At 74.9% G+C, this 19,250-nt stretch carries 22 protein-coding genes; 6 read left to right on the top strand and 16 right to left on the bottom strand.

Annotated features, from left to right (window positions below; translation table 11 throughout):
- Positions 1 to 24 precede the first annotated feature (24 nt).
- On the top strand, positions 25 to 1,857 hold the full coding sequence (locus tag JQN70_RS02200; RefSeq protein WP_307835769.1) for a helix-turn-helix domain-containing protein: 1,833 nt from the start codon (positions 25 to 27) through the stop codon (positions 1,855 to 1,857).
- Between the two features lie 40 nt (positions 1,858 to 1,897).
- Here JQN70_RS02200 and JQN70_RS02205 read toward each other — a convergent pair whose 3' ends face one another.
- The gene (locus tag JQN70_RS02205; protein WP_204129664.1) at positions 1,898 to 2,686 is read right to left on the bottom strand and encodes a CPBP family intramembrane glutamic endopeptidase; all 789 of its coding nucleotides are present in this window, start codon (positions 2,684 to 2,686) and stop codon (positions 1,898 to 1,900) included.
- Positions 2,687 to 2,852: 166 nt separating this feature from the next.
- Between JQN70_RS02205 and JQN70_RS02210 the strand changes: the two genes are divergently transcribed.
- Together JQN70_RS02210 and JQN70_RS02215 are read left to right on the top strand one after the other, a co-directional pair.
- Positions 2,853 to 3,437, top strand: a complete 585-nt coding sequence (locus JQN70_RS02210; protein WP_204129665.1) for a GNAT family N-acetyltransferase — start codon at positions 2,853 to 2,855, stop codon at positions 3,435 to 3,437.
- Between the two features lie 311 nt (positions 3,438 to 3,748).
- Complete coding sequence (locus JQN70_RS02215; RefSeq protein WP_204129666.1) at positions 3,749 to 5,038, top strand: HNH endonuclease signature motif containing protein; 1,290 nt, start codon at positions 3,749 to 3,751, stop codon at positions 5,036 to 5,038.
- A gap of 42 nt (positions 5,039 to 5,080) precedes the next feature.
- On the opposite strand, the gene JQN70_RS02220 is transcribed toward JQN70_RS02215, so the two are convergent.
- From JQN70_RS02220 to JQN70_RS02260, 9 genes are all read right to left on the bottom strand, one after another.
- A complete protein-coding gene (locus JQN70_RS02220) occupies positions 5,081 to 5,518 on the bottom strand; it encodes a VOC family protein (protein WP_204129667.1) in 438 nt (145 codons plus the stop codon).
- A gap of 10 nt (positions 5,519 to 5,528) precedes the next feature.
- Complete coding sequence (locus JQN70_RS02225) at positions 5,529 to 6,503, bottom strand: TIGR01777 family oxidoreductase (protein WP_204129668.1); 975 nt, start codon at positions 6,501 to 6,503, stop codon at positions 5,529 to 5,531.
- A 28-nt stretch (positions 6,504 to 6,531) separates the two neighbouring features.
- Positions 6,532 to 7,449, bottom strand: a complete 918-nt coding sequence (locus JQN70_RS02230; RefSeq protein ID WP_204129669.1) for an alpha/beta hydrolase — start codon at positions 7,447 to 7,449, stop codon at positions 6,532 to 6,534.
- Positions 7,446 to 8,483 carry a branched-chain amino acid ABC transporter permease gene (locus JQN70_RS02235; RefSeq protein WP_204129670.1) on the bottom strand — a complete coding sequence of 346 codons (1,038 nt, stop codon included), beginning with the start codon at positions 8,481 to 8,483 and terminating at the stop codon, positions 7,446 to 7,448. Before JQN70_RS02235 ends, JQN70_RS02230 begins: the two co-directional genes overlap by 4 nt.
- The gene (locus JQN70_RS02240) at positions 8,480 to 9,364 is read right to left on the bottom strand and encodes a branched-chain amino acid ABC transporter permease (RefSeq protein WP_204129671.1); all 885 of its coding nucleotides are present in this window, start codon (positions 9,362 to 9,364) and stop codon (positions 8,480 to 8,482) included. Before JQN70_RS02240 ends, JQN70_RS02235 begins: the two co-directional genes overlap by 4 nt.
- The gene (locus JQN70_RS02245) at positions 9,361 to 10,074 is read right to left on the bottom strand and encodes an ABC transporter ATP-binding protein (RefSeq protein WP_204129672.1); all 714 of its coding nucleotides are present in this window, start codon (positions 10,072 to 10,074) and stop codon (positions 9,361 to 9,363) included. Before JQN70_RS02245 ends, JQN70_RS02240 begins: the two co-directional genes overlap by 4 nt.
- Entirely contained in the window at positions 10,071 to 10,805 is a 735-nt protein-coding gene (locus tag JQN70_RS02250; RefSeq protein WP_204129673.1) for an ABC transporter ATP-binding protein, read from the bottom strand. The genes JQN70_RS02245 and JQN70_RS02250 overlap by 4 nt, the downstream gene beginning before the upstream one ends.
- Positions 10,802 to 12,013 carry a substrate-binding domain-containing protein gene (locus tag JQN70_RS02255; RefSeq protein WP_204129674.1) on the bottom strand — a complete coding sequence of 404 codons (1,212 nt, stop codon included), beginning with the start codon at positions 12,011 to 12,013 and terminating at the stop codon, positions 10,802 to 10,804. Before JQN70_RS02255 ends, JQN70_RS02250 begins: the two co-directional genes overlap by 4 nt.
- Positions 12,014 to 12,180: 167 nt before the next feature.
- A complete protein-coding gene (locus tag JQN70_RS02260) occupies positions 12,181 to 12,900 on the bottom strand; it encodes an MgtC/SapB family protein (RefSeq protein ID WP_204129675.1) in 720 nt (239 codons plus the stop codon).
- 69 nt (positions 12,901 to 12,969) lie between these two features.
- Between JQN70_RS02260 and JQN70_RS02265 the strand changes: the two genes are divergently transcribed.
- Positions 12,970 to 14,025: a zinc-binding dehydrogenase gene (locus JQN70_RS02265; RefSeq protein ID WP_204129676.1), complete on the top strand. Its 1,056-nt coding sequence runs from the start codon at positions 12,970 to 12,972 to the stop codon at positions 14,023 to 14,025.
- A 197-nt stretch (positions 14,026 to 14,222) separates the two neighbouring features.
- Positions 14,223 to 14,882: a class I SAM-dependent methyltransferase gene (locus JQN70_RS02270; RefSeq protein ID WP_204129677.1), complete on the top strand. Its 660-nt coding sequence runs from the start codon at positions 14,223 to 14,225 to the stop codon at positions 14,880 to 14,882.
- A 12-nt stretch (positions 14,883 to 14,894) separates the two neighbouring features.
- Here JQN70_RS02270 and JQN70_RS02275 read toward each other — a convergent pair whose 3' ends face one another.
- From JQN70_RS02275 to trxA, 4 genes are all read right to left on the bottom strand, one after another.
- Entirely contained in the window at positions 14,895 to 15,056 is a 162-nt protein-coding gene (locus JQN70_RS02275; RefSeq protein ID WP_204129678.1) for a DUF8730 family Cys-rich protein, read from the bottom strand.
- Between the two features lie 58 nt (positions 15,057 to 15,114).
- Positions 15,115 to 15,738 (bottom strand): class I SAM-dependent methyltransferase, encoded by a 624-nt coding sequence (locus JQN70_RS02280; RefSeq protein ID WP_204129679.1) that lies wholly within the window; start codon positions 15,736 to 15,738, stop codon positions 15,115 to 15,117.
- A 7-nt stretch (positions 15,739 to 15,745) separates the two neighbouring features.
- Positions 15,746 to 16,006 (bottom strand): metal-sensitive transcriptional regulator, encoded by a 261-nt coding sequence (locus JQN70_RS02285; protein ID WP_204129680.1) that lies wholly within the window; start codon positions 16,004 to 16,006, stop codon positions 15,746 to 15,748.
- 99 nt (positions 16,007 to 16,105) lie between these two features.
- Positions 16,106 to 16,471 carry a thioredoxin gene (trxA, locus tag JQN70_RS02290; protein ID WP_204129681.1) on the bottom strand — a complete coding sequence of 122 codons (366 nt, stop codon included), beginning with the start codon at positions 16,469 to 16,471 and terminating at the stop codon, positions 16,106 to 16,108.
- 218 nt (positions 16,472 to 16,689) lie between these two features.
- Here trxA and JQN70_RS02295 point away from each other — a divergent pair, with 218 nt between their 5' ends.
- Positions 16,690 to 17,415: a ferritin-like domain-containing protein gene (locus tag JQN70_RS02295; RefSeq protein ID WP_204129682.1), complete on the top strand. Its 726-nt coding sequence runs from the start codon at positions 16,690 to 16,692 to the stop codon at positions 17,413 to 17,415.
- Between the two features lie 4 nt (positions 17,416 to 17,419).
- Here JQN70_RS02295 and JQN70_RS02300 read toward each other — a convergent pair whose 3' ends face one another.
- Both JQN70_RS02300 and JQN70_RS02305 read right to left on the bottom strand, forming a co-directional pair.
- Positions 17,420 to 18,529 carry a sensor histidine kinase gene (locus JQN70_RS02300; protein ID WP_204129683.1) on the bottom strand — a complete coding sequence of 370 codons (1,110 nt, stop codon included), beginning with the start codon at positions 18,527 to 18,529 and terminating at the stop codon, positions 17,420 to 17,422.
- Entirely contained in the window at positions 18,526 to 19,245 is a 720-nt protein-coding gene (locus tag JQN70_RS02305; RefSeq protein WP_204129684.1) for a response regulator transcription factor, read from the bottom strand. Before JQN70_RS02305 ends, JQN70_RS02300 begins: the two co-directional genes overlap by 4 nt.
- Between the last annotated feature and the right edge of the window lie 5 nt (positions 19,246 to 19,250).

Below are 19,250 nucleotides of genomic sequence, written 5' to 3' on the forward strand. Positions count from 1 at the left end.
CCCGGCGTCCCTAGGATCGACGGCGTGGCGGGCGAGGGAGACGTAGCGGGCGAGGGCGGCGCCCTCCGGCTGCTCGGCCTGCTCGCCGACGGGGCGCCGGTGGCCGAGGTCGCCGCGGCGCCGGCCACCGAGCGGGCCCGCGAGCTCGCGGTGCGCGTCGCGTCGGCCCGCGAGGTGCACCGGCGGCGCGAGGCGGGCCTGTCCGCCCTGCTCGAGACGGCGCGGGCCCTGGCGTCCGAGAGCGACACCGCGCAGGTGCTCGACGCCATCGTCCGTCGGGCCCGGGCCCTCCTCGGCACCGACCTCACGTACCTGACGCTCCACGACCCCGAGCGCGGGGACACGTACATGCGGGCGACCGACGGGTCGGTGTCGGCGGCCTTCCAGTCGGTACGCCTCGAGCTGGGCGCCGGGCTCGGCGGGCTCGTCGCGTCGACCCGCAAGCCCTACTGGACCGCCGACTACTGGGACGACGAGCGGTTCCGGCACACGACGGACATCGACGGCGCGGTGTCGGAGGAGGGCATCATCGCGATCTGCGGGACGCCGCTGCTCGTCGAGAACGACTTCGTGGGAGTGCTGTTCGCGGCCAACCGGTCGCCGCGGCCGTTCACCCGCGAGGAGGTGGCGCTGCTCGGCAACCTCGCGACGCTGGCCGCCGTGACCCTCGTGCAGACCCGCGCGCTCGCCGACGCGGAGTCGGCGCTGGCCGCGCTGTCCACCGCGCACGAGACGGTGCGGCAGTACGCCGACGGCATCGAGCGGGCCGCGGCCGCCCACGACCGCTTCGCCTCCCTCGTCCTCGGCGGTGGAGGCGTCGACGACCTGACGCACGCGGTCGCCGACCTGCTCGGCGGCTGGGCGGCCCTCGTCGACGAGGACGGGTCGGTGCGCAGCGCGACGGCCGGCGCCGCGGTGCCGGAGGAGCTCCCCGACCTCGGGTCGGGTCGGGTCGTCGGGGCGGACGGCGTCTACGGGCTGGCCGTCGCCACCGCGGACGAGCGGCTCGCGACCCTCGTCGTCGGTGGGGTCGGCGAGCTCGCGGACGCCGACCGCCGCACCGTCGAGCGCGCGGGGGTCGTCACCGCGCTCGTCCTCCTCTTCGAGCGCCAGGCCGCTGACGCCCGGCAGTCGGCGCGCAACCGCGTCGTCACCGAGCTGGTCGCCGCGCGGGGTCCGGAGGAGGACCGCGTGCAGCTGGCCCGCTCGGCCGGCACCGACCCGGAGCGTCCCTACTGCCTCCTCGTCCTCCGTGCCGACCCCGGCGCCTCGACCCGCGCGCTCGCGCTCTCGGCCACCGCGGCGACGGGCGAGGGCTCGCTCGTCGGTGCCCACGACGGCGACGTCGTCGCCCTCGTCCCCGGTGCGGACCCGGACGAGCTGGCCCGCACGGTGGCCGCGCGGATGGGGCGTCGCGCCGAGGTGACGGTCTCCGGGGTCGGCCCGCTCACCGGGGTCGACGCCGTTTCCGCGGCCCACGAGGAGGCCGTGCGCGCGGTCGCCGCGCTCGTGGCCCTCGGGCGTCGCGGCCAGGGAGCGGCCGCGACCCAGCTCGGGTTCGCGGGACTCGTCGTCGGCGGCGACCCCGACGTCGCGGCGTACGTCGAGCGCGAGCTCGGCTCCCTCCTCGACTACGACGCCCGTCGCGGCACCGACCTGGTCGGCACCCTCGCCGCGTGGTTCGCCGCCGGTCGCAGCCCGCGGCACGCCGCGACGGCGCTGCACGTGCACGTCAACACCGTCGCCCAGCGGCTCGAGCGCATCGGGGCGCTGCTCGGCGAGGGGTGGCAGGAGCCGGACCGTTCGCTCGAGCTCCAGCTCGCGCTCCGGATGCGGCAGCTGCTCGCCTCGGACTGACGGGGCGCGGACGGGGCAGCGGCGGCGGCGGGGCCAGCGGTCAGCGCAGCACGAGCGCGACGGTCATCCCCACGATGACCACCGACTGCAGGCTGTGGACGACGATGCCGAACCACGCGCTGCGGAAGCGTCGTGACGGCCACGACAGGGCGAAGACGTCGAGCAGCGCCGTCGGGATGGCCCACGGCATGTGCAGGTGGTAGCAGGCGAAGAGCACACCGTTGGCGACCCAGTCGGCGCGCCCGAACACGCCGCGCATCCGCGGGAGGAGGATGCCGCGGAAGAGCAGCTCCTCGCCGAGCACGGTGTTGAAGACTGCGAGGACGAGGACGACGGCGAACCATCGCCAGTTGCCCGCGAGGAAGGACTGGCCCTCCGGGGACCCGAGGAAGCCGCCGAGGTCGCGGTCGGTCGGGGTGGGGATCGCCGGGAGGAACTGCTCGGCGGCGAAGACGAGCGCCGCGGGGACGAGCACCCACCACAACCGGCCGCCGACCCGGCCCGTCCTCGGGCTGCGAGGACGGTTGAGCCACAGGGCGTCCCGGACGGCCGGCCAGCGGAACGTCCCCGTCTCGCGGCGCACGAGGACGAGCACCAGGACGCCCTGCCAGACGAGCCCGACGGTCATGCAGGCGAGGAGGGCGCGGGCCCCGGCGGCCGGGCCGTCGAGGGCGGCGGCGAGGACGGGCGTGACGAGCCAGGACAGCACCGCCATCGGGAGGGCGGCGAGGGCCCAGACGGCGGCAATCCGTCGCGCTCCGTACTGCGGGGGGTCGGCCGGCTCGGCGGGCGGGGTCGGCGCGGGGGCGAGCAGGTCGCCGTGGGTCATCGTGTCCTCCTGCGGTCGTGGGCAGGGGAAGGCTGCTCCCCGGCGGGGTGGTCCGGCATCGGGGACGACCCTGAGCCTCGCCCTGAGCGGTCCCTGACCGGGTTGTCGGGGCGCGGGGTCCGGAAAGCGCTGGCGCACAGCGTCCTCGCTGGTCGAGGGTGGTGTGGTGCCGCAACCCGTCCTGACGACCGACCGACTCCGCCTCGAGCCGCTCACCGACGACCACGTCGAGCTCGAGGTGGCGCTCGACGGCGACGCCGAGGTGCTCCGGTACCTCTGGGGGCGGGCCCGCACGCGCGAGGAGGTGGTGGCGAGCCACGCCGAGCGGATGGCGCACGCGGCGCGCGTCGACGGGCTCGGGTTCTGGATGGCCTTCGACGGCGGCGGCCCGGTGGGGCTGATGATGCTCCCGCCGGCACACGGCCCGGACCAGCCCGACGACCCCACGGTCTGCGACCTCGGTTACCGGCTGTTCCGCCGGCGGTGGGGGCACGGGTACGCGACGGAGGCCTCACGCGCGCTGCTGGATCATGCGTTCGGGACGGTCGGGCAGCGCCTGGTCATCGCGCAGACGATGGCGGTCAACCGGCCGTCACGGGCGGTGATGGAGCGCCTGAGGATGCGGCACGTGCGGACGTGGCACGGGTCATGGGCCGAGCCGGTGCCGGGTGCCGAGCAGGGCGAGGTCGAGTACGCGATCACCCCCGAGGAGTGGGCCTCGCGGTCCAGGCGTGTGAGACTGACCGGATGACGGGGAGGCCGGGTTGGGGAGCTCTCGTCGGCGCGCTGTCCGCGGTGGCCGTGGGCTTCTGGTGGTCGACCGGGTTCCTGATGACGGGCGCCGGCTCGTCCTGAGGACGCCTCACGGGCCGGAGGGCTCGTGCCGTGCTGGTCGTCCACAGGTGACGGCTTGTGGAGAGTTGTCCACAGGCTGCTCCGCCACCCTCGAACAGTGCCGGTGCTGGCTGTCACGATGGTCACATGGCAACGGGGATAACCGAACTCGCGGAGCGACGCTCCACGATCAGGGCTGCCCGTGAGGCGTTGGCGGGGTTCGGTGAGGTGCTGGCGGGAGCATCGGGGGCCGAGCTGGGTGAGCTGCTGGCCGAGCTCGACGCGGTGGCGTCCTCGGCCTCTGCGGCGCGGGTGTCGGTGGCCGTCGAGGCCGTCCGGCGCGGTGAGGTCGCCGGGTCCGGGGTGCACGGGTGGGTGCGTGAGCACGCGCCGTCGCTGCGGCAGGGCGGCGCGGGGCCGGTCTCGCGGGTCGCCATCGAGGTCGCGACGGCCGGGTCGAGGTCCGACGACGGGAAGGGTCCGGCGGAGGGCTCCCCGCTGGGCATCGTCTGGGACGCGGTGCGCGAGGGCCGGGTCGAGGCCGGCACCGGCTGCCTGGTGCTGCGCGAGAGCGCACGGCTGGCGCCGTTGCTGCGCCCGGAGACCGTCCCCACGGTCACGTCGGCGCTGGTCGATCTGGTCACCGCGTGGGGGCCGACGCTGATGCGGCGGCTGCGGCCGCGGCTGCTCGCCGACCACGGCCACCACGGCGCCCTGGACGACCTGCAGCAGCGGCTGGCGGGTGCCGCCCGGCTCTCGATGCCGCACGTGGAGTCCGCCGACCTGACCGAGTACCAGCTGTGGATGACCCCGGAGCAGGCCGCCACGTTGGAGGCCGCCATCGGGCCGCTCTCCGCGCCCCAGCCGAACGACGAGACCGGCGAGGCGGACCTGCGCCCGGCCGGGCAGCGACGTGTCGAGGCCCTCACCCAGGTGTGCGCCGTCGCGTCCGGGACCGAGTCACTCGAGGACGCCGGGTCACCGGCAACCCTGCACGTCACGATCCCGCTGAGCGACATGCAGGCCTCGACCGGCGCGGGTGAAATCCTCGGCTCGGTCGCCACCGGCACCTTGCTGGCCCCGGAGACCCTGCGACGTCTCGCGTGCGACGCCGCGGTCGTCCTCCACGGCCTCGGGGCCGCGGGCGAGCCGCTGACCCTCGGCCGCCTCGAACGCCTCTTCACCCGACCCCAGCGCCGCCACCTCTGGCTTCGCGACCGGGGCTGCACCTACCCCGGGTGCTCCGCGCCCGCGGCGTGGGCCCGCGCGCACCACGTCCGGCACTGGAGCGACGGCGGTCCCACCGACGTCTCGAACGCCGCCCTGCTCTGCCAGCGCCACCACACCACCGTCCACCGACGACGCCTCCGGGCCCAGGTCCGCCGGCGACCCGATGAGCACGGCCGGTACGTCGTCTGGGACCTCACCGACGGCTCCTACGACCGCGCGTCCGACACGGCGCCCCCGGGCGGCGACGCAGTGCCCACACCCGAGACGGCTGCCCCTGCCGTCGCCTGAGCCCTGCCGCGCGGCGGTCCGCCACGACCCGGCGGGTTGAGCTCAGACGGCGCGCAGATCCTGGGCGAACATCACGATGATGCCGCTCGGGCCGCGGACGTAGCTGAGCCGGTACACGTCCTCGTACCTCGCGACGCCCCGCAGCGGGAAGCACCCGTGCCGGGCCGCGACCTCGAGCGCGGCGTCGATGTCGTCGACCTGGAACGCCACCCGGTGCATCCCGATCTCGTGCGGGAGCGTCGGCTCGGTCTCGATGGCGTCGGGGTGGAGGTACTCGAAGAGCTCGAGTCGGCCGGCGCCGTCGGGGGTCTGCAGCATGGCGATCCGCGCGTGGTTGCCGTCGAGCCCCACCGCGGTGTCCGCCCACTCCCCGCTCACCTCGTCGCGGCCGAGGACGGTCAGCCCCAGGTCGGTGAAGAACGCGATGGTCTCCTCGAGGTCGCGCACGGCGATCCCGACGTTCTCGAGCCTGATCGACATGCCCCGCACGCTACCGACCGCGACGGCCCCCACGGTCGGCACGCACCCGCCGGACGAGGTCCTCGGCCGCCTCGTCCCACCGCGGGTGCCGGAACTCGAAGCCCGCGTCGAGCAGCCGCCCCGGCACGACGCGCCGGCTCTTGAGGAGCAGCTCGGTGTCGGTGCGCAGCGCCCACGCCCCGATCTCCGCCATCCACGCCGTCGCGGGCAACCCGGGCCGTCGGCCCCAGGCCCGCCGCAGCGCACGCATCAGCTCGCGCTGCGGAACCGGTCCCGGGGCCGCGAGGTTCACCGGTCCCTCGAGGTCGTCCCGCTCGAGGAGCAGCTCGACGGCCCGCACGAAGTCCTCGTCGTGGATCCACGAGACGTACTGCCCGCCGCCGGCCACCGGCCCGCCGAGACCCAGCCGGGCCATCCACAGCATGACGTCGAGGACGCCGCCCCGGTCCGGGCTCATGACCATCGCCGCCCGCAGTGCGACCCGTCGGGTCGCAGGCAGGGACGCCTCCTGCTGCGCCGCCTCCCACGCCCTCGCGATGCGCACGCTGTACTCCCAGTAGTCCGGGACCCCCGGCTCCTGCCCGCCGATGACGCCCGTCGCCTCGTCGTTCGCGGCGTCCCGGCGGTCGGCGTAGATCGTCGCGGTGCTCATCTGCAGCCACACCCCCGGCGGGCGCTCCGCCAGCGAGATCGCCTCCCCCACAGCCCGTGTCGAGTCGACGCGCGAGTCCATCATCTGCCGGAGGTTCTCGGTGGTGTACCGGCAGCTGACGGTGCGACCGGCGAGGTTGACGACGGCGTCGGCCCCGTCGACCTCGGACGCCCAGTTGCCCACCGTCCGCCCGTCCCAGCCCACGTGCCGCACCCCCGGCTCGAGCGGGCCGGGGTGCCGGCTGAGCACCACCACCTCGTGACCGCTCGCGACGAGCGAGCGTCGCAGGATGCCTCCGACCTGTCCGGTTCCCCCCGGGATGACGACCTTCACGGGTCGAGCATAGGCCGGGGCGACCGGCTCAGAGCAGGCGCTCGACGGCGTCGCAGACCGCCGTCACCCCCGGCGCCTCGAGCACGACGGAGTAGTGGTTCGCGTCGACCTCGGTGCAGCGCAGGGCATCCGGCAGCTCGAGGGCCGCCAGCCGCTGCGGGTCGTAGAGGCCCTGTGGCTCGTCCATCAGCCCGCGCCGGGCCCACACCAGCTCGACCGGCAGCCCGCGCGCCACCACCGCCCGGGCGGCGGCGTGGGTCTCGGGGTCGGCGAGCACGTCGGCGCCGTCGGCGCGCACGGCGTCGAGGACGCACGAGCTGCGCCAGCCGCCCTCGTCGTCCGGCACGAGGTCGTGGAGGACGTAGCGCCGCGCCGCGTCACCGGCGGGACCCCGCAGCACCGGCCCCAGCGCCGGGTGCTCGTCCCAGAACGCGAGGTACTCCGCCTCGGACCCGAAGCGCATCGACAGCCGCTGCATCGCCGGGCCGATGACAGCCGTCAGCGCGCCGTCGACGTCGAGGTCGGGTGGCGCCGGGAAGGCCAGCCCCCCGTCGACGAGCACCACTCCGGCGAACCGTTCCGGATGGCGGTCCGTGGCCAGCGCGGCGACGAACGCCCCCATCGAGTGCCCGACGAGCACCGGTGCCGCCGCGAAGGCCGACGCGATGCCGGCGAGGTCGGCCGCGTGCACCCCGAGGCCGTACGGTCCCGGCGCGCCGGCGCTCCCGGCCCGTCCCCGCAGGTCCGGGGCCAGCACGCGGACGGCCCCGGGCCGTCGACGGCCGAGCTCGTCGGCGACCCGTTGCCACGACAGGCCGTTCGCCGTGATGCCGTGCACGGCGAGGACGACCGACGCGTCCTCGGCGACCGGTCCGGTCGTCAGGTCGTGGACGGCGAGGTGCCCCTCGGGCAGCTCGATGACGAACGCGGGGTCGACGGTGCTCATGTCCGCACACCCTTCCGTACGAGGCGTCCCCCGAGGCCGGTGAGGCCGCTCGGGGCGAAGTACACGACGACGACGAAGAACGCGCCGAGGACGAAGAGCGGCTGGGCCAGCACCGACTGCAGGACTCCGGGCAGCGCGTCGAGGACGCCGGAGCCGCTCGCCTCGGTCAGCCGGGCGTCGGCGTAGTGGTAGAGGAAGCCCCCGACCACCGCGCCCCACGTGCTGCCGGCGCCGCCGAGGACGACCATGACGAGCAGCGAGAGGGTGAACTCCGCCGTCGTGAGGTGCGGCCCCGAGCCACCGAGGACGAGGGCGTGCACGACGCCGCCGAGCCCCCCGAGGAACGACCCGACGACGAGCGCGAGCAGCTTGACCCGGTAGACCGACAGGCCGAGCACCGCGGCCCGGGACTCGTTCTCGCGCACCGCAGCCATCGCGTGCCCGGCCCGTGAGCGCACGAGCAGCCGCACGAGCACGAGCGCGACGACGAGGAAGCCGAGCGCCAGCCAGTACCGGTACGGGGCGTTGGCGACGCCGACGAGCAGCTCGGGCACGGCGTCGCGCGCGAGCGCCTTCCCCTCCTCGCCACCGGTCACGCCCGCGGGGTCGCGCAGCACGATGATTGACGCGGCCTGCGCGAAGGCCAGGGTGACCATCGCGAAGGCGATCCCGCCGACGCGCAGGGCCACCGCGCCGACGACGAGGGCCAGCAGCGTGGTGCCGCCCAGGGCGACGAGCACGGCCAGCGGCAGCGGCATCGACCAGTCGGCGAGCGAGACGGTGAGCAGGTAGGACCCCGCGGCGATGAACAGCGCGTGCCCGAAGCTCAGCAGCCCGGTGCGCCCGAACACGACGTCGTAGCTGAGCGCGAACCCGGCGAAGACGAGGCAGGTCGCGAGCAGCTGCATCGACCCCGGCCCGTTGACCCGCCCCGGCAGCACCCCGGGGACCGAGAACGACAGGTACGGCAGGTACGCGAGCAGCGCGAGGAGCACCACCGGCGGCAGGACCCGGAGGAGCGTGCGGGCGCTCATGCGGCGGCCCCTTTCAGCGAGGACGGGCGCAGGAGGAGGACGAGGGCGAGGAGCAGGACGACCGACAGGTCGCCGATCCCGCTCGCCGCGTAGTAGTTCGCGAGCTGCTGCACGAGACCGACGGCCATCGCGGCCACGGCCGTGCCGGTCAGCGACCCCATCCCGCCGATGACGACGACGATGAAGGCGTAGATGAGGAGCGACCCGCCCTGGAGCGGCGACACCGTGCCGGCGTACTGCGAGTACAGGACGCCGGCGAGGGCCGCGACGGCACCGCCGAGCCCGAAGACGACCGTGAAGGTGCGCCGGACGTCGATGCCGAGGGCCTGGACCATCGTGCGGTTCTCCACCCCCGCCCGGATGACGAGCCCGAGGCGGGTGCGCTCGAGCAGCGCGAGCAGCCCGCCGTACAGGGCGAGGGCGACCGCGAGGTAGAGGAACCGGTCGACCGGCAGCCGCGCCCCGAGCACCTCGACGGTCCCGGCCAGCAGGGCCGGCTTGGCGACCGGGTGCGGGTCCGACCCCCAGATGCCCTGCACCGCAGCGACGCTCGCGAGTGACAGGCCGACGGTGACGAGCACCTGCTGGATGTGGTGCCGGTACAGGGGCCGGATGAGGACGGCCTCGGCGAGCACCCCCACCGCGGCCCCGACGAGCACCGCCACGACGGCCGCGACGAGCAGCCGCAGCCCGACCGCCATCGAGCCCGGCAGCGCGTCCATCGTCAGCCAGGCGGCGTAGGCCCCGGCGGTCATGAACGAGCCGTGCGCGAAGTTGAGGACCCCCATGAGCCCGTAGACGAGCGACAGGCCGCTCGCGGCGAGGAAGTACAGCGCCCCGAGCCCCAGCCCGGTGACGAGGACGAGGACGAGGTCGCTCACGCCACCTCCTCCCGTCGCATCGAGACGCCGAGCAGCTCGGTCGTCAGCGCCGGGTCCTCGACGAGCGCCCGTGCCTCGCCGCGGTGCACGACCTTCCCGGCGTCGAGGACGACGACGGTGTCGGCGATGCGCCGCACGAGCGCGAGGTTCTGCTCCACGAGGAGGACCGGGGTCGTCCGCGCGACGCGCGCGAGCACGTCGGCGACCTCGGTCACGAGCTTGGGGGCGAGGCCCTTCGTCGGCTCGTCGACGAGCAGGAGGTCGTTGTCGCGCAGCAGGACCCGTGCCAAGGCAACCATCTGCTGCTGGCCGCCGGAGAGCGTCCCGGCCCGCTGCGAGCGTCGGCCGACGAGGTCGGGGAAGAGCTCCTCGACGATGGGGGCGTCGACGCCGGACGTCCGGCCGACCAGCCGGAGGTTCTCCTCGACGGTCAGCCCACCGAAGACCTCCCGGTCCTCGGGGACGTAGCCGATGCCGCCGGCGACGACCCGGTGCACGGGCTCGCCGGTGATGTCCCGGTCGCGCAGCCGGATGCCGCCGGTGCGCGGCGCGAGGCCGAGCACCGCCTTGAGGGTCGTCGTCTTGCCGACGCCGTTGCGGCCGAGCAGGGCGGTGACCCCGGTGTCGGGGACCTCGAACGAGACGCCCTGGAGGACGTGCGCTCCGCCGTACCGGACGTGGACGTCGTCGAGGGTGAGGACGCTGCTCACAGTGCTTCTCCCAGGTAGGCCTGCTGGACCCGCTCGTCCGCGGTCACCTCGTCGGGGCGGCCGACCGCGAGGAGGCTGCCGTGGTGCAGCACGGCCACCCGGTCGGCGAGGCCGAGGACGACGTGCATGTGGTGCTCGACCATCGCGACGGCGACACCCGAGTCGCGCACCTCGCCGATGACGGCGGTCAGGCCGTCGACGTCCTCGGCCGAGACCCCGGCCATCGGCTCGTCGAGGAGCAGCGCGCGCGGCTCGGAGGCCAGGGCCATCGCGAGCTCGAGGGTGCGGCGGCCGCCGTGCGAGAGGTCGCGTGCGAGGGTGCCGGCCGCCCCGCCCATCCCCACCCGTTCGAGGAGGGCCTCGACCCGGCCGGCGGCGACGGACGCCGCGCGCCGGAACGGCGACGCCGGCGACGGGCCGGAGCCCTGCACCGCGAGCCGCACGTTCTCACCGGCCGTCAGGCCGTCGAAGAGGGCCGAGGTCTGGAACGAGCGCGCGAGCCCGAGCCGCGAGCGCCTCGTCGCCGACGCCCGGCTGACGTCCGCCCCGCCGAGGGTGACCCGCCCGGTGCTGGGTCGGGTCACCCCCGAGAGGACGTTGACGAGCGAGGACTTGCCGGCACCGTTCGGGCCGATGATGCCGACGAGCTCGCCGGCGCCGACCGTCAGGCTGACGTCCTCGAGGATGCGGGCACCCCCGACCTGCCAGCCGACGGCCTCGGCGCCGATCACTTGAACGGGCTGACCGGCGGGGCGACGGCCTGCGCGTCGAGGGTCTTGCCGGGCTTGACGGCGTACCCGTCGCCGCTCTTCTCGAGGGACGCGGTGAACATCGGCTGCAGCAGCGCGTGGTCCTCCGGGCGGATGGTCATCTGCCCCTTGGGCCCCTCGAAGCTCCAGCCCTCGAGGGCCGAGACCATCGCGGTCGTGTCGTCGGTGCTCTTCTCGAGGGCGTGCACGACCATCTGGGCGGCGACGAAGCCGTCGTTCGTGAAGAGGTCGACGCTGCCGCCCTGCTCCTCCATCCCGGCGGCGAGCGCCTGGTAGGCGGCGTTGTCGGCGGCGCCGTCGTAGAAGTGCGAGAGGAAGTCGATCTTCGTCGCGGACTCGCCGAAGAGCGCGTGGGTCGGCTTGATGTCGAGCCCGGTGACGACGGTCGTGACGTCGAAGACGCCCTGCTGCGAGAGCGAGGTCCACATCTGCGTGGCGTTGGCACCGGCCCAGGCGACGAACAGCAGGTCGGGCTCGGCGGCCTTGACCTTCGAGGCGAACGGCGTGAACTCCGTCGCCGCGGCGGGCACCTCGACGCCCGACACGGTCGCCCCCTTCGCGCCGAGGACCGCGGTGACCGCGGCGACGTTGGCCTTGCCGAACGCGCTGTCCTGGGCGAGGACGGTGACCTTCTTGCCCGTGACGTCGCCGATCATGGTCCCGGCGGTCGCGACGTCCTGGTAGGTCTGGCGGCCGGAGCGGAAGGTGTACTCGTTGGCACCGGTGACGGCGTCGACGGCTGCCGGGCCCGAGACGAGGAGCACCTTGTTGTCCTTCGCGAGCGGGGCGACCTGGAGGGCGACCCCGGAGGACGTCGAGCCGGCGAGGACCTTGACGCCCTTCCCGATGAGGTCGGTGGCGGCCGCGACGGCCTTGGCGGGGTCGCCGGCGTCGTCCTGCTCGGTGACCTCGACCGGGCGGCCGTTCACCGCGTTCGTGCCCTTCGTGGCGTAGTCGAGCCCGGCGGTGAAGCCCTGCCGGTACTGCTCGCCGTAGGTCGCGAGGGGGCCGGACCGGCTGTACACGAGACCCACCTGCACCGGGCTGCTCGACGCGGACGACCCGGAGCCGCCACCGGCGTCGGCACCCGGCTCCCCGGGTGTGCCACAGGCCGCGAGGGCGAGGGTCAGGACTGCGCTCGCCACGGCGAGAACTGGGCGACGGGACACGGGCTCCTCCTCCGGGGGGCGCTCGCGCCACTGCTGCAACGAGATCCGTTGACGCCCCTGTCGATCCGGCGACCGTATTCGTCGGTGAGCGACCACTCCGTGGGCTCGGGCCCCACACTCCCCGTCCACAGGTGTGGGGACGGTCCATGCGCATCCGTCCCCACCGGTCACTCGTCGAGCGCGTCCCCCGTCGTGACGCCGCGGACGCCGGCGATCTCGTCGAGCCGACTGGTGAGGAGGGCGAGGTCGGTCGCCCCGGCGAGGACGAGGGTGACGTCGACGAGCGGCGCGCCGTCGGACTCCTCGCGGCGGCGGCTGCGCAGCTCCTCGACGGACAGTCCGCCCGCGGTGACGGTGTCGATGATGTCGCGCAGCAGCCCCCGGCCGTCCTCGTAGGTGATCCGGATGCCGAACACGTGCGGGCGGAAGCGGGCGGCCAGACGGCCGAGCGGGCGGATGCCGTACATGAGGAGGAAGTAGCCGACGGTCGTCACGGCGGCGAGGAGCAGCAGGCCGGCGCCCGCGGCAGCCCCGACGGCCGAGGTGAGCCAGATGCTCGCCGCCGTCGTCAGCCCCCGCACGGTGTCACGGCGCATGAAGATGACGCCGGCGCCGATGAACCCGAGCCCGCTGACGATGCCGGCCGCGACGCGGGACGGGTCGTAGGAGACGCTCGGGCCGAGGACGTCGGTGAAGCCGTACTTGCTGACGAGCACCCACAGCGCCGACCCGGTGCCGACGAGCGTGTAGGTGCGCAGGCCGGCGGACTTCTGCTGCACCTGACGCTCGAAGCCGATGGCGAGCGACAGCAGGAGGGCCGCGGCGAGCTCGGCGACCTGGACCCAGCCCTGACCGGACAGATCGAGCAGGCGGTCGGCGGTGGCCATCCCGCCAACCTAGCCGCGGCCGGGGGTCCGACGGGGCGTCCCGGGCACCGTCGCTGGCAGTCTGGAGCCGTGCAAGCCCTCGTCTACGACGCCTTCGGCGCCGACCCGCGCGTCACCGAGCTGCCCGACCCACCCGCCCCGCCCGGCGGAGCCGTCGTGCGGGTCACCTCGACCGGTCTGTGCCGCAGCGACTGGCACGGCTGGGCGGGGCACGACCCGGACATCGCGACGTTCCCGCACACCCCCGGGCACGAGCTCGCGGGGGTCGTGGAGGCCGTCGGCGACGGAGTCGCCCGCTCGTGGGTCGGACGCCCGGTCACCGCGCCGTTCGTCCTCGCCTGCGGCGCCTGCGCCACGTGCGCGGCCGGCGACGGCCAGGTCTGCCCCCACCAGCGCCAGCCCGGGTTCACCGACCCCGGGTCGTTCGCCGAGCGGGTCGTCGTCCACGCGGCGGAGACCAACCTCGTCGACCTGCCGGCGGAGGTCCCCCCGTCCGTCGCCGCCGGCCTCGGCTGCCGGGTCGCGACGGCCCACCGGGCCGTCACCGGGCGCGGCCGGGTCGCCGAGGACGAGACGGTGGTCGTGTTCGGGTGCGGCGGAGTCGGACTCGCGGCCATCCAGGTCGCGGCGGCTCGGGGCGCCCGGGTCTGCGGCGTCGACCTCGACGCCGGCTCCCGCGCGCTCGCGCTCGAGCTCGGCGCGGAGCGCGTCCTCGACGGCACCCTCGCCGAGGCCGAGCTCGTGCAGGCGGTCCGCGACTGGTCGGGAGGCGGCGCGCACCTGTCGGTCGACGCCGTGGGCTCGCCGCAGACCTGCCGCACCGGCATCCTCTCTGCGCGCCGCCGGGGACGGCACGTCCAGGTCGGGCTGCTGCCCCCGGCCGCGGGACGGGCCGAGGTGCCGATGGAGCGCGTCATCGGCTGGGAGCTCGACGTCCTCGGCAGTCACGGGATGGCCGCCGCCGACTACCCCGGCCTGCTCGCCGACGTCGTGGGCGGCCGCCTCGACCTCGCCGCCCTCGTGGCGCCCGGCGACCCGGTGGGACTCGAGGAGGCCGGCCGGCTGCTCGTCGCGATGGGCGACAGCGCGTCGCGGGGGATGCAGCTCGTCGACCCGGCCCGCTGACCCCAGGACCCCGGACCCCCTGACCCCAGGCCCCCGGACCGCCAGGCGGGCCGGCCCGGGCGCGGCGCCGGACAGACCACCCGGTCCGGCGCCGCATGTCCGGCCGGACGCTCTCGACGATATACCCCGTGCCGTATCCAGCGCCGTGATGCGCGGCACATCCGACGCGGGAGCCCGGGAGCCGTCACACTGGTCGCGTGCCCGTCCTCGGAGTGCGCCGGTGGTGGGACGAGCGCGCCCTGCCCCGGCTGACCCACCGGTCCTGCCAGGGAGCCGACGTCGACCGCTGGCGGGCCCCGGTGTGCGCCGCGGCCACGGGCGTCGTCCTCGACGTCGGCTTCGGCTCCGGCCCCAACCTCGAGCACTACCCGGCGCAGGTCACGCGCGTGCTGGCCGCCGAGCCGTCGGACCTCGCGTGGGAGCTCTCCGGACCGCGGAGGGAGGCGTTCGGGCGCCCCGTGGAGCGCACGACGCTCGACGCCGCCGACCTGTCGGCACTGGCCGACGGCTCGGTCGACACGGTCGTCACGGCGTGGGCGCTGTGCACCGTGCCCGAGGTCGAGACCGCGCTCGCCGAGGCGCGACGGGTGCTGCGACCGGGCGGGGCGCTGCTGTTCGTCGAGCACTCGCTCGCACCGGACGCGCGGACGGTGCGGTGGCAGCGGCGCGTCCAGCCGGTGTGGGGACGGGTGGCCGGCGGCTGCCACGTCGACCGCGACCTGCCCGCCGTCATCGCCGCGGCGGGCTTCGCCGTCGACGTCGAGCGGGCCCGGGCCATCGCCCCGGGGCCGCTACGGGCCTGGGGCTGGTTCGTCAGCGGAACCGCCCGACCGGAGGAGTCCGGCCGGGCGGGGTGAGGGCCGCGCGCGTCAGCGACCGAAGAGCTTGCCGAGGAACCCGCCGCTCGGCGTGCTCTCGTGCCCGGTGCAGCGGTCGGCGGACGGGACGCCGCGCATCACCTGGTCGACGTGCTGGCCGCAGCCGGCCCAGGTCGTCTTGCCGCACTGGCGACAGGTCACGGCTCGGCACATGGGGTACTCCTCGGGGTTCGGGTGCTGGGCAACGTCGCCAGCATACCCTAGGGGGTATCTACTCCGCCAACCGTCGCAGGACCACCACGGTGTCGAGCGCGGGCCGGGCCGCCCCCTCGACCTCGCGTTCGCGCAGCCGCGACGACTCCACCTCGACCGGCAGGCCGGCGACGGCGGCGACGACGTCGTCCGGGTCGTGGAGGACGGCCGCGTCCTGCGGGCCGCCCGCGCCCTCGGTCAGGTTGCGGGCGGCGTGGCAGACGACGAGCACCGTGCCCCCGGGCGCGGCGGCCGCCACGCCAGCGGTCAGCGCGCGCCGCCACTGGTCGTCGGGCAGCTGGAGGTAGGCGAAGAGGACGAGGTCGTAGCCGTCACCGCCGGTCGGTGCCGGGGCCGCCCCGAGGGCGTCGGCGACGACCGCCCGGAAGGGCCCCGCGTCGGGCCCCAGCCGCTCGGCGGCGATCCCCCGCGCGCGCTCGACGGCCACCGGCGAGAAGTCGGCAGCGGTGGCGTCCCAGCCGCGCTCGGCGAGCCAGAGGGCGTTGCGGCCCTCCCCCGCGGCCACGTCGAGCACCCGCCCCGGCGGCAGCGGAGCGCAGATCTCCTCGACGAACCGGTTGGGCGTGCTCGACCAGACGAGCTCGGCCCCGGCGTAGCGGGCGTCCCAGGTCGTGGCGTCCATCAGGGCCTCAGGCCAGGGAGAGGAAGAGCTTCTCCATCGACCCGACGTCCATCGTGCCGCCCTCGGGGTCGGTGATGCACTGCCGCAGGCCGAGCGCGATGACGGCGAAGCCGGCCCGGTCGAGGGCCTTGGACACTGCCGCCAGCTGGGTGACGATGTCCTGGCAGTCGCGGCCGTCCTCGATCATCTTGAGGATGCCGCCGATCTGGCCCTGGGCGCGCTTGAGCCGCTTGACCACGGCCTGCATCTCGGTCTGGTCGAGCTCCATGACGGGCCTCCTGAGGTGGACGACGGGCCCGATGGTACCCCGGGAGGTACCTGCGGGAGGGCTCTGCGGCGCAGGACCCGGAATGTGGTGCGGGAGGGGTCAGCCGGCCTGCTGCGCGGCGACCTGCGCGCGGACCTCGTCCATGTCGAGGTTCTTGATGCCCTCGACGACCTGCTCGAGCGCAGCCGGGGGCAGCGCGCCGGCCTGGCGGAAGACGAGGATGCCGTCGCGGAAGCCCATGAGGGTGGGGATCGAGGTGATCTGCGCGGCGCCGGCGAGCGCCTGCTCGGCCTCGGTGTCGACCTTGCCGTGGACGACGTCGGTGTGCGACTCGCTCGACTTCTCGAAGGTGGGGGCGAACTGGCGGCACGGGCCGCACCAGGAGGCCCACCAGTCGACGAGGACGATGCCCTCGTCGCCGACGGTCTTCTCGAAGGTCTCGGTCGTGAGGTCCACGGTGGCCATTGCTGTCTCCTCGGAGATCGGGGACGGGTGTTCGGACTGCACAACAGGATACCCCTATGGGTATATTCCCTGCCATTTCCGTGATGGAGAACGCCTCCGACGGCCGAGATCATCCCGCCGCGCACCTTCACGAAGGCTTCACGGGCGCCCCACGGGACCCTTCACGTGCACGCCGTTCACTGGGTCGCAGTCACCCGTCCACGACCGAGGAGCACACGATGAACCGCACGATCCGCACCACTGCCGCCGCCCTCGGGGCCGGCGCCCTCCTCGCCGGCGGGCTCGCCGCCGGTCAGGCCTTCGGCGTCACCGGACCCGGTACGGCCCCCGCCATCGCCACGAGCACCGCGGCCGCCACCGCCACCCCCGCCCTCACCGAGGCCCTGCGCTTCGCGAGCGACGAGGAGCGGATGGCTCGCGACCTCTACGCCGCGATCGCCGACCGCTACGACGACGCCCTCCCGTTCAGCCGGATCACCACGAGCGAGCAGCGCCACCTCGACGCGGTGAGCACGCTCCTCGCCCGCTACGGCATCGCCGACCCGAGCGCCGGGTCGACCCCCGGGACGTACGCCGACACCGCCGTGCAGGACCTCTACGACACCTGGTGGTCGCAGGCCCAGCGCTCGCTCGACGACGCGTACGACGTCGGCGTGGCGCTCGAGCAGCGAGACATCGCCGACCTCGAGACGACCATCGCCGCCGACCTCCCGAGCGACGTGGACGCCGTCCTGGCCAACCTGCTGCGCGGGTCGCGGATGCACCTCCGTTCCTTCACCGGCGCCGCGAACGGCGAGACCGCCACCGGCGGCGGGATGATGGGTGGCCGCCGGTCCTCCGACGGCACGACCGGCCGGAGCCGCGGTGGGATGACGGGCCGCTGGGGCGCCGGGACCGCTGCCGACTCGACCGGCTCCGGCGAGTGCCCGATGCTCGACGACTGACGCGTCAGCCGCGCACCGGCAGCAGCGGGAGGCGCAGGACGAACCGTGACCCGAGGCCCGGGCCGTCCGAGGCCGCGCTCAGCTCGCCGCCGTGCGCCCGCGCGATGCCTCGGGCGACCGTCAGGCCGATGCCGGACCCGGCGTCGGTGCGCTCGCGTCGTCGTTCGGCCACCCGGTAGAAGCGCTCGAAGACCCGCTCGAGGTCGTCCGCGGCCAGCCCCTCGCCGGTGTCCGAGACCATGACCACCCGGGAGCCTCCGTCGTCACGGACCTCGACCGTGACCCGGCCGCCCGGTGGCGTGGCCCGCACCGCGTTGCCGACGAGGTTGGTGACGACCTGGGCGATGCGGTCGGGGTCGACGACCGCCTCGACCCTCTCGTCCGCCGACACGACGAGCTCGAGCCCGGCGTCCTCGGCCTGGGGGCGAAGGCGTTCGGCCGCCGCCGCGACGACCGCGGCGAGGTCGGCGGCTCGCGGCTGGAGGGCGAGCCTGCCCTCCTCGGCCCGGGAGAGGGCGGAGAGGTCGTCGGCGAGCCGACGCAGCCGGCGCACCTCGTCCGAGACCTTGCCCAGCTCTTTTGGGCCGGTCGGCAGGACGCCGTCGATCATCCCCTCGACGTAACCGTCGACGACGGTGAGCGGCGTGCGCATCTCGTGCGCGACCTCCCCGAGCAGCCGCGTGCGGCGGGCCTCGGTCTCGGCGAGCGCCCGGCCGAGGGTGTTGACGTCGTCGGCGAGGGCGGCGAGCTCTGCCTCGTGCGGCGGCTCGACCCGCACGTCGTAGCGGCCCGCGGCGATGAGCCGCGTGGTCACACCGACGCGCTGCAGCGGCCGGACGAGGCGGGTGGCCGCGAGGATCCCGAAGCCGGCGGCCGCGACCACCCCGACGAGGAGCCCGATGCCGATCGCCTGGGTCACGGCGTCGACGACCTGGGTGCGCACCTGCTGCTGCGTGCCGGAGCCCGGGCCGCGGCCCATCATCATCGCGCCCATGCCCGTCGAGCGGTCGAAGATGACCGGCGTCAGGGCCCGGACCACGAGGACGGTCGCGAGTCCACCGAGCAGGGCCACGACGAGGTGGCTGAGGACGAGACGGACGGCGACGCGGTTCACGGCTCCCCCTCGGGGCGTGGGAGGAACTTGTAGCCGACCCCGCGGACCGTCCCGACGAGCCGGGGGTCGGCGGCGTCGTCACCGAGAGCACGGCGGATGCTGCGGACGTGCACGTCGACGACGCGTGGGTCGCCGTAGAAGTCGTACCCCCAGACCTCCTCGAGGAGCTGGGCCCGGCTGAACACCCTTCCGGGAGAGGCCACCAGCGCGTGGAGCAGGTCGAACTCGAGCGCCGACAGCTGTACCTCCCGCCGGCCGACCCGCAGCTCGCGGCGATGCGGGTCGAGGACGAGGCCGTCGAAGCGCAGGACCCCGTCGTCCGGCGGGGCTCCGGGTGCGGTCTCCCGACGGCGACGCAGCACGGTGCGTACCCGGGCGACGACCTCGCGGGGGCTGAACGGCTTGGTGACGTAGTCGTCGGCGCCGGTCGCGAGGCCGACGAGGGTGTCGGCCTCCTCGGCGCGCGCGGTGACGAGGATGACGTAGACGTCGGAGTCCCGGCGCAGCGTGCGCAGCACGTCGAGGCCGTCGAGGTCGGGCAGGCCGACGTCGAGGAGGACGAGGTCGGGGGCCGTGCCGTCGGCGGCCAGGACACGGCGCAGGGCCTCGGCACCGGTGGCCGCCTCGGTGACGAGGTGCCCCTCGGCCTCCAGGTAGGCGCGCAGCACCGTGCGGATCTCCTGCTCGTCGTCGACGACGAGGACGCGTCCGGCCATCCGAC

The sequence above is a fragment of the Phycicoccus sonneratiae genome, from assembly GCF_016887965.1.
In the GTDB taxonomy this organism is placed as follows: Bacteria; Actinomycetota; Actinomycetes; order Actinomycetales; family Dermatophilaceae; genus Phycicoccus; species Phycicoccus sonneratiae.